The organism is Butyrivibrio sp., assembly GCF_015056685.1.
Classification (GTDB): domain Bacteria; phylum Bacillota; class Clostridia; order Lachnospirales; family Lachnospiraceae; genus Butyrivibrio.
Genome location: NZ_SVFW01000042.1, coordinates 25,804 through 35,549, shown reverse-complemented (window position 1 = coordinate 35,549; position 9,746 = coordinate 25,804). Strand labels below are relative to the sequence as shown.

The following is a 9,746-nucleotide window of genomic DNA, read 5'->3' as shown; positions in this document are numbered from 1 at the left end:
GCTTACTATGACACAAAGATCTTCGAGAACGATCCATTTGCTAAGCTTGACCAGACAGGTGTTGGTAAGCTTATGGAAATGTCAATTAAGCTTGGCAAGCCAGTTAATCCTTCACTTCATGTTGGTATCTGTGGAGAGCACGGTGGAGATCCTTCATCAGTTGAGTTCTGCCACAAGATTGGCCTTGACTATGTATCATGCTCACCATTCCGTGTTCCTGTAGCTAGACTTGCTGCTGCTCAGGCTGCTATCGCTGAAAAGGCTGCTAAGGCTAACTGCGATTGCAAGAAGTCAGTTGTAGATGATGAGACAAAGGAAAAGCTTAAGGAAGCTGCTGAGAAGGCTCAGGTTCTTGCAAAAGACCTTGCTGATGCATCTGCTGAAGTTGCAAAGGCTGGACTTGCTGGACTTAAGGCTGGTATCGAAGAAGCTAAGAGAGCTTACAACGAGAACAAGAAGAACTAATCTTCTAAGGATAATAATGGTTTTTAGAAAAATCAAAAATGTGGGCGCAGTATTATTCTGCGCCCTTATTTTTTCAGGGTGCCAATTTAATAATGAGACCATGAAAACTTCCACTCTTTTTGCGATGGATACAGTAATGGAGCTGGAAATTGCAGGGAATGAGGAGCTTTTGCCAGAGGCAGAGGAAAAGATAAGAGATTTAGAGAGAAGATTATCAGTGACAGATAATGATAGCGAGATAAGTCTTCTTAATAAGAATAAACAGGCTCTTCTTTCAAATGATACAGCTACCATTTTGGCAAATGCTCTATCTATCTGCGATGAAACGGATGGGGCATTAGATGTATCTATTTACCCGGTTTTAAAAGAGTGGGGCTTTACAACAGGGGAGTATAAAGTTCCTGATGACACTAGAATTACAGAGCTATTAAAAGAGGTTGATTATAATAAAATCAACATGGTATCAGGGGAAGAAGATAAAGAAAATAAAAATGATATATCAGTTCAAATCCCTGAAAATATGGAAGTTGATCTTGGCAGCGTAGTTAAGGGATATACTAGTACAATGCTCTATGATTTTTTTACTGAAAATGGCGTAAAGAGCGGACTTATAAATCTTGGTGGTAATGTGCAGTGTATTGGAACTAAGCCAAATGGTGAAATGTGGAATGTTGCCATAAAAAGTCCTTATCTGGATAGCAAAACCGGAATAATAGGCGTTCTAAAAGCAAGTGATGAGGCGGTTATCACTTCAGGTGGATATGAGAGATATTTTGAAGAAGACGGAAAAATATATCATCATATCATAGATCCATCTACCGGAAAGCCAGCAGACAACGGACTCTCTTCAGTTACAATAATTGGAAAAGACGGGCTTAAATGTGATGGATATTCAACAGCCCTTTATATAAAAGGCCTTGATAGTGCTATTTCTTTTTGGAAAGAAAGAGATGATTTTGAGGCAGTATTTGTTACATCAGATGGGAATGTATATGTGACAGAAGGTATATCAGACAGATTCTTACTATCATCTGAATATGCCCAAAAAACTATAAAAATAATAAGTAAATAGTTTATAAAGAGCTTGGCGAAAGTCAGGCTCTTTCTGCGTTTTGGACTTTATACTTTTTTAATATATGGCAATATTGTTATTGATTTTACTTGATGGTATATTGAGAATGTAGCTGTCGATATATCGATAATTATTTTCAAGGAAGGTTAGTTATGGATAAGAAACGTGGTTCTTTGATGCTTGTTATAGTATTTGCAATACTTTGTGCTGTTGTCGTTTCAGCAGTTGCTATTGAGATTTTCTCAGTAACAAGCACTATCAGCACTGATAAAACTACTACAGAGGTCTACAGAAGCAGACTACTTGAGGATATTAAGACTGAGCTTAAGAATGAGACTCAGGAAGCAATGAGTGTCTGCCAGATAATGTATGACAGATATCAGGCAGGTGAAATGACTCTTGAAGAAGCAAAAAAGGAGTCTGCTGATATTATCAGAGAACTAAAATATGATGATGGTTCCGGTTATTTCTGGGTTGACACTTCTCAGGGTGTTAACGTAGTTCTTCTTGGAAGAGATACAGAAGGTCAGTCAAGATGGGATTCTGTTGATCCTAATGGAAATTATTTCATTCAGGAGATGATCAAAAACGGTATGCAGGATGGCGGTGGATACACAGAGCTTATGTTCGCAAAGCCCAATGAGACTGAGCCTCTTCCAAAGATCAATTATACAGCTTACTTCGAACCCTTTGACTGGGTAATGGGTACCGGTGTATGGGTTGATCACATTGATACAATTCTTGCAGAGTACACTTCTCATTCACATGGCGCCCTTGTGAGCAATATTACAAGATCTGTTATTATGCTCGTCGTCCTTATAGTGATTGGAACAGCTATAGCTATTTACATGGGCAAGAGAATCACAAAACCTATTATCCTTGTCACCGACCAGATGGTTAAAATGTCTAACAGCGACTTTAGTGACAGTGAAGAGATGGATCAGGTTCGTGCTCTTAAGAGAGAAAATAATGAGATTGGACAGATTTCAGAAGCTCTTGATCTTATGCACAACAATATCAGAGAGCTTATGATGAAGATCTTTGATACGACAAGCTATGTTGCATCTGCTTCAGAAGAGCTTTCAGCCAGCGCATCACAGTCTGCTGATGCGAGTGAGATGGTGGCTAATTCCTGTACAAATGTGGCTAATTCCTGTGCAGGTCAGATCACAGCTGTTACCGGAGCAAGTCAGGAAACAAAGGCATTTGTTGACAATATGCAGGAATTCAAGGATGCTATTGAACAGACAACTAAGATGATCGATTCTACAAATGATGCAGCCAAGAAGGGTGCTGCCGACATGACAAACGCAACCAATATGATGGCTACTATCAAGACATCTGTTGAAAATACAGCTACTGTTGTTGATGCCCTCGGAGAACAGCTTAAAAACATCGATACATTCGTTGATACAATTGCTGAGATCGCTAGCCAGACAAACCTTCTATCTCTTAATGCCAGCATTGAGGCAGCAAGGGCAGGAGAAATGGGTAAAGGATTCGCAGTTGTTGCAAGTGAGATAAGTAAACTTGCTGATCAGTCTAATGAAGCTGCATCCAATATCACAGAGCTTATTTCTGAAATCATGCACAATTCCAATGAGGCTGTAGAAGCTATGAGAGCCGGCGCAGAGAGCGTTGCAGAGGGTACAGAAACAGTCAATGAGGCAGGTAATACATTTAGCAATATCGTTGACATGGTTTATACAATTTCTGAACAGTCAGCCCGCATGAGTGAGATTGTTACGCAGCTATCAGACGGAACTGAGACTATTGCTGAAAATATCCAGAAGATTGAGGATATGAGTACAAGCGTTGCCGATGAAACACAGAATGTATCAGCAGCTTCACAGCAGCAGACAGCAACAACTCATGAGGTCGCAGAAGCTTCTGATAAACTTGCTGAAAATGCTCAGGAACTTCAGAATTTCGTAGCAAAATTCGAACTCTAAAACTTTTAATTATTTGGATTAACAAACTGGGCAGATTACATAAAAAGTACTCTGCCCGTTTTTTTATAAAAACTGCAACACTTTTTACGATATATTGTATATAATGGTTTTATAGGCGTATAACGATCATGAAGTACAAATATGGGGAATGCATATGAGCGTACTCAAAATTGATGCACAGGTTCAAAAACTTGATGAAGTGCTTGGCTTTGTTGATGAACAGTTAGAGCAGGCCGGAGCGTCCATGAAGGTTCAAATGCAGATTGATGTTGCTGTTGAGGAAATATTTGTCAACATTGCAAGCTATGCGTATGAGGGAAAGGATGGTCAGGCAGAAATAAGGTTTGACTTTAGAGCAGAGGATTCCACTGCTGTTATTACCTTCATCGATCAGGGAGCACCATTTGATCCGCTTGCAAAAGAGGATCCCGATACGGGGCTTTCTGCTGAAGAACGTCAGATTGGCGGGCTGGGTATTTTTATTGTGAAAAAAAGTATGGACAAAGTCCTTTATAAGTATGAAGATGGCTGCAATATACTTACATTAGAAAAAGTTATAACGTGATTTTTTCAAAGACGTGGGGTGTATATGGATTCACCAGATGTTGATCTACTTGATGAATTAAGCGAATACTCTGGTTTGGACTCTTTTAACCAAAATTCCTTGGAAAAAGAGCTTAAGTTGTGTGGAGAATTAGGAGCTGATGTTGAAAAGCTGAAAGCTCTTAAATTTAATGCGCTCCAATTGGCAGAAATAAGAAAAGGTATTACAGATAAAATAGATTATAAAAAGTATATGGATCCCAAATATGCCTGGACAGAGATGGAGGAACTACGCCTTGAAATGACTCAGGGTATCGATATGAGCAAATATCGGAATGAGGGATTCGACTTTTTGCAGATGTCTCAGATAAGGCAAGGTCTTGCCGCAGGAATTGATGTTTCCCAATATGCAAAAAAAGAATATTTGGCAGTTCAGATGAGAGAGATAAGACATGGGCTTTTGGCAAAGCCTCCGGTTCCTATTATCTTTTTTCAGGACCCGGCATTTGACTGTATGCAGATGCGTGAAATAAGGAAAGGCCTTGAAGCAGGAATTGACATTTCCGGTTATGCATCTGTTGATATTCCATATATGAAAATGCGTGCTGTAAGGGAAAGTGCGGAAGATGGTCTCTTTTTTGACGCCAATCAGATAGATAAATATAACGCGTCTGTGCTTGACCAAATGCATAAGGCATTCCTTGAGGGTATAGATATATCCAGGTATATCAAAGACCGTTTTGATGCGGATCAACTTGAGGAAATCAGAATCAGTCTGAAAAAAGGCCTCCCTATAGATGATTATATTACCAGGGACATGCGTGGAGATGCCATAAAAGAGATCAGGATCGGACTTGAAAATGGCGTAGATGTGGCAAGATATGCAGATGTATCCTACGGCTGGATGCAGATGTTTGAAATGCGCATTGGACTTGAACATCAGATTGATATAGCTCCTTATTCCAAGCCTTTGTACCACGCGGATCAGATGCGTGAGATAAGACTGGGAATTGAAGAAGGACTTGATATCAGTAAGTTCTCGACCATGATGTACACTGCCAAAGATATGCGTAGAATCAGGGAGCAGATGCTTTCCGGCGTATATAAGGCAGTTGAAGATGAAGACGGTACAGAAAAAACTGTCTTTGACAGGACTGCCGGGACTAAAGACAGCAAGGTGCTACTTGATTCTATGATGGCCAACAGGGACCTGTATCTTTCTTTTGCTTCAGACAAGCTTTTGTGTTATTTAAAGCTTCCTCTTAGAAGTGATGGCCTTGAGTACACGGAGGATGTGGTTCTTGCCTTTCTTTTTAAATGTAATGTTAGGAAAGGAGTAGACAAGCCGGGAATCGCCAAAATGCTTTCCAACCTGAACCCCTCAGAAAGATATCTTGTGGCTGCGGGAAAAGAAGCTGTAAACGGGCATGACGGCTATTATGAATATTTCTTTGATACCAATAAAGAAAAAGGACCGGAAATTTTAGCTGATGGTACAGCAGATCTTACAAACTTTGATTCTCTCGTTCAAGTGCATGTAGGGGATAAGATTGCTCTTTATCATAAAGCAACCAGAGGTGTGAATGGATATAATGTTTTGGGAGAAGTAAAGCAGGCCAGGAATGGAAAAGAGATTCCAATTCTTAAGGGCGAAGGCTTTATGATCCTAAATGACAGGGTCACATATGTTGCCAAATGGACCGGTGCACTTACTATTCACGATGGCAATATCAAAATAGAAAAAATCCTTGTTATGCCTGAGGTTAAGATAACTGATAAAAAGATAAATTATGATGGAGTTGTTTATATAAAAGGCGATGTCCATTCGGGAAGTGAGATCATAGCTTCAAGTGATGTTATCATCGGTGGGCATATGGAGAGCTCCGAGATAACAAGTGGCGGAGATGTTATAATCAAGGGCGGAGCTACATGTCCGATCCGTGGAGGAATAACTGCCAAGGGCAATGTTTCTGCAAAATTCTTCGAAGGCGTGACAGTCGTAGGAAAAGATATTTCTGCAAACTTTTTTATCAACTGTAAGCTCACTTCAAAAGGCTTTATCAGAACCTACGGAAGAGCAGGAACCTTATATGGAGGAACCTGCCACAGCATTTATGGAATTGAAGTTGCATCCATAGGAAATAAGACAGGAGCAAAAACAATAGTAAACCTTGGGGTTGATTCAGCTCTTTTGACGGAGTATAGTGCAATAAAAAAGACTATAAGCAGAGAGGAAGAAGATTACAGAACTCTTGCAAAAGAGAGGGACAGACTTCAGGAGATCGGTGCTGTAGACCGGCAGGTAATGCAATGGAAGGTTAAGATAAATGCAGCTGTTGGCATGAAAGAGAGTAAGCTAAAAGAACTCAGAAAGAAGCAGTTCTTTTATGAAGAAGAGATAAAAAAAGGCGGAAATGCGCAGGCAGTAATAACTGAGGTGGCATACGCCGGTACAGTATTTGTCATAGACGGTCTGGTTTTAAGACTCGATAGCGATAGGAAAACCTATGACAAAATGATCTTTAGGTCAGATGCAAAAAAAGAGAATATCCTGGTTATATAAAAAGAAAAGAGCCGATAAACAAATCGGTTCTTTTTTTATGACCAAATATTAAGCAAAAATAAACGGAGTCTTAAACTATCATAAATAACAAAAATAGCGTTAAATATGATAATTATTATGATATATAATGACGATAATAAAAGTACAAGAAGGAGATAACAATGGAAGAGCGTAGAGAAATAAACAGAGTTGAGTTCAAAGCAAACAGTGTAATTGTTGATAAAGAATCACTTGAGAAATATTTTGGCGAAGTTAAGAACGTAAGTCCTCTTGGAATGGCTATTACAGTTGACGAGAAAACTCCTTCAATACTTGGAAATGATGTGATAGTCGTAGCAGAAACACTTATAATGTACGCCGACGTAGTTAGAGAAGATCAAGAAACAAACGGGAAAAAGACAATTGCTCTTAAGGCAAGAAAATTCACCCCGGATGTCCTTCAATACCTGTTCGAGCATATTGCCGAAGGTATTGAAGAGTAAATTATTTTTGAAAGAGGAAGGTGCAGCTATTATGAAGAAGAATAATCTTACAAACCAGAAACTTATTTCAGCAATGCTTGTTGGAATATCTGCGATGATGAGTATTTCATCTCCGATAACTGCATATGCGCAGGATGATGAGAATAATATTCCTGATATCACTCCTGAAACAGCAGAAACTTCTGAAAATGAAAATACTGAAAGTTCATCAGAGGAAAGCGTAACTACAGAGGCACAGGAACTTGCTACTGAAACTCAAGATGCTATCGAGGAAGCATCAGAGACATTAGAAACTATTGAAAATGTTGAAGAGGTCAGCATCGAAAGTCTTGACACTGCAGCTGAGAAGATCGATGAAGTTGAGACAGATCTTTTGGAAGCAGATCAGGCCGACGTAGCAGCGGATGAAGCAGCTGTCGAGATGGTTGAAAATGTTGACGAAGCTGTAAAAGTAGCTGAAAGTGCTCAGGAATCTGCACAGGAAGCAAAAGAGCAGGTAGAAGATCTTGTAGAAGACATAACAACAGCTGAGTCTGTTGAAGATGCCCAGAAGAGCTATGATGAACTTGTAAAGGTTATAGAGGATACATCTTTTGACATAAATGCCAAGAAGGAATACTTCAATGAGCTGAATGACAAATATGAAGATGCAAAAGAAAGACTTGTACAGGCAGAGGCAGACTATGAGGCAGCTTTAAATGATGCTTCTTACAATGCAACAGCTGCAAGAGAAGAACTTGAAAAGGCACAGGCAGAGGTTGATACTCTTGGAACTATAGTAGAAGAGACAAAAGAGAAAATGGAAGCTCAGGTTGAGCCTGCAAAAGAAATCAAGGATAGCGCAGATAAAGTAGTAGTAGACTGGGGCCCACAGCGTAACTTCATGTACACAATAATCCGTGAATATTATATTCCTCAGCTTGTAGACAGTGGTGCAACTGACATAAAGGTTGAGAAGTACGTAAAAGGTTATGACACACAGGATTACAACTACAACATCATAACTTACAAGGATAGTAACGGCAAGAAACAGACCCTTTACTTCAACTACGACAGAGCAGATAAGTACATTAAAGAAAATAACCGTTATGACAACAATGCTCTTGGAAAATCAACAGATATCGTGATCTTTGAAAAGACCCAGGAAGAGATCGATGCTAACGACTATCTTAAAAAGTACTTCGCTGCCCACCCTACTAACGAAAATATCCGCAATATGGCAAACAGTGGAAAACTTGATGTATTTGCTTATGTTGAAGATGGTAAAACACAGTTCATGGTAAGAAAAGAACTTGAAGATGCACTTGAAAATGGCAGTATCACCATCGATCAGGAAGGCAAGCTTTACATGGGAGATGCTGAGGTTCACGAAGTTGTTCAGAACCAGAACAGCAAGGTTCATGGCGGAACAAATGTAGTTGATACAAGCGATCAGGCATTCATCGATTTCTACACAAAGGCTCAGGAAAGAGTTGATACATATTCAAATTACGAGGTAGCTGTAGAGAATGCTGGAAATGCAGTAGATGAAGCAGTAGAAAAAGCTGAGCAGCTTGAGGATGCCATCGATACCCTTAAGGATAACCGCACAAACAGGATCGTAAAGGCAACAGAGGTTCTGGGAGTTGATGATATTGCAGCATACCTTAACATCGAGGTTACTCCTGAGGAAGCAAATCTTCTTAACAACATGACTCTGAATCAGGCTATCAGATATCTTGACAGAAAGCTTTCTGAGGCAAAAGATAAAGTGGCAGAAGCTCAGGCAGATCTTGATATTATCTTAGAGCAGAAGGAAGCAGGAAAAGCTGAATATGAAGCAGTTGTAGCTAAGTATTCAACTGCTCCAGAAGAGGAAAAAGAAACTGAAGTTAAGGCTGAGGAAAAATCTGAAAAAGCTGAGGCTGAAGAAAAAGAGGCAGAAGTAATCGTAGTTGAAAATAAAACAGAAGAAAATGGTACTGAAGGAGAAATCATAAAAGATCTTGAGAATGAAGAAGTACCACTTGCACCTGCTCCTGTAGTTGCAGAAGAAATCGTAGAAACAGCTGAAAATACTGCTGCTACAGAAAATCAGAACGAAGAAACAGCTGAGATCAGACTTCCTGCAGGTTCAACAATCCAGTTTATATATGTAGCTGATACAAACGATCAGAACACAGATAACACAGATGATTATCAGGCTCCTGCATATGTAGCTCCTGAAGCATTCGTAGTTGATAATTCTATAGTTAACATCGAAGATCAGATAACACCTCTTGCAGCTGAAATGGCAGTTATAAATGAAGCAGAAGCTGCTGATAACACAGCAAATGAAGCAGCTGTAGAAGATGCAAACGGTGAAGATACATACACACAGATTGAGGATGAAAATGCTCCTTCAGCAGCTGAGATGGTTGCAAATGATGTTGTAAAGAACAATGAGCAGGCATTTGTATCTATCGAAGATGAGGACACAGCTTTAGCAGATACCTTCACAGAGGCAAAAGAAGAAAAGACATCTCTATGGTGGCTAATTCTCATAGCAGTCCTTGGAACAGCCGGTGAAGAAATGTACAGAAGACACAAAGAAAAAGAAGCAGAAAACAGCAAGTAAAAAGAAAGAAAAATATGTAAGATAAACTAAAAAAAAGAGATTAGTGTAAGTGGATTATACTAATCTCTTTTTT

7 protein-coding genes are annotated in these 9,746 nt (G+C 39.5%); all 7 read left to right on the top strand.

The window, feature by feature from the left end:
- A partial coding sequence (locus tag E7303_RS13825; RefSeq protein WP_330601689.1) for a putative PEP-binding protein occupies positions 1–465 on the top strand: 465 nt, incomplete at its 5' end.
- Positions 466–481: 16 nt separating this feature from the next.
- The gene (locus tag E7303_RS13820; protein WP_292145964.1) at positions 482–1,537 is read left to right on the top strand and encodes an FAD:protein FMN transferase; all 1,056 of its coding nucleotides are present in this window, start codon (positions 482–484) and stop codon (positions 1,535–1,537) included.
- 152 nt (positions 1,538–1,689) lie between these two features.
- A complete protein-coding gene (locus E7303_RS13815; protein WP_292145963.1) occupies positions 1,690–3,489 on the top strand; it encodes a methyl-accepting chemotaxis protein in 1,800 nt (599 codons plus the stop codon).
- A gap of 154 nt (positions 3,490–3,643) precedes the next feature.
- The gene (locus E7303_RS13810; RefSeq protein WP_292145960.1) at positions 3,644–4,054 is read left to right on the top strand and encodes an ATP-binding protein; all 411 of its coding nucleotides are present in this window, start codon (positions 3,644–3,646) and stop codon (positions 4,052–4,054) included.
- Between the two features lie 24 nt (positions 4,055–4,078).
- Complete coding sequence (locus tag E7303_RS13805) at positions 4,079–6,595, top strand: DUF342 domain-containing protein (RefSeq protein ID WP_292145958.1); 2,517 nt, start codon at positions 4,079–4,081, stop codon at positions 6,593–6,595.
- A 161-nt stretch (positions 6,596–6,756) separates the two neighbouring features.
- Complete coding sequence (locus E7303_RS13800) at positions 6,757–7,077, top strand: PilZ domain-containing protein (RefSeq protein WP_292145957.1); 321 nt, start codon at positions 6,757–6,759, stop codon at positions 7,075–7,077.
- A gap of 31 nt (positions 7,078–7,108) precedes the next feature.
- On the top strand, positions 7,109–9,673 hold the full coding sequence (locus tag E7303_RS13795; protein WP_292145955.1) for a hypothetical protein: 2,565 nt from the start codon (positions 7,109–7,111) through the stop codon (positions 9,671–9,673).
- Positions 9,674–9,746: the final 73 nt, after the last annotated feature.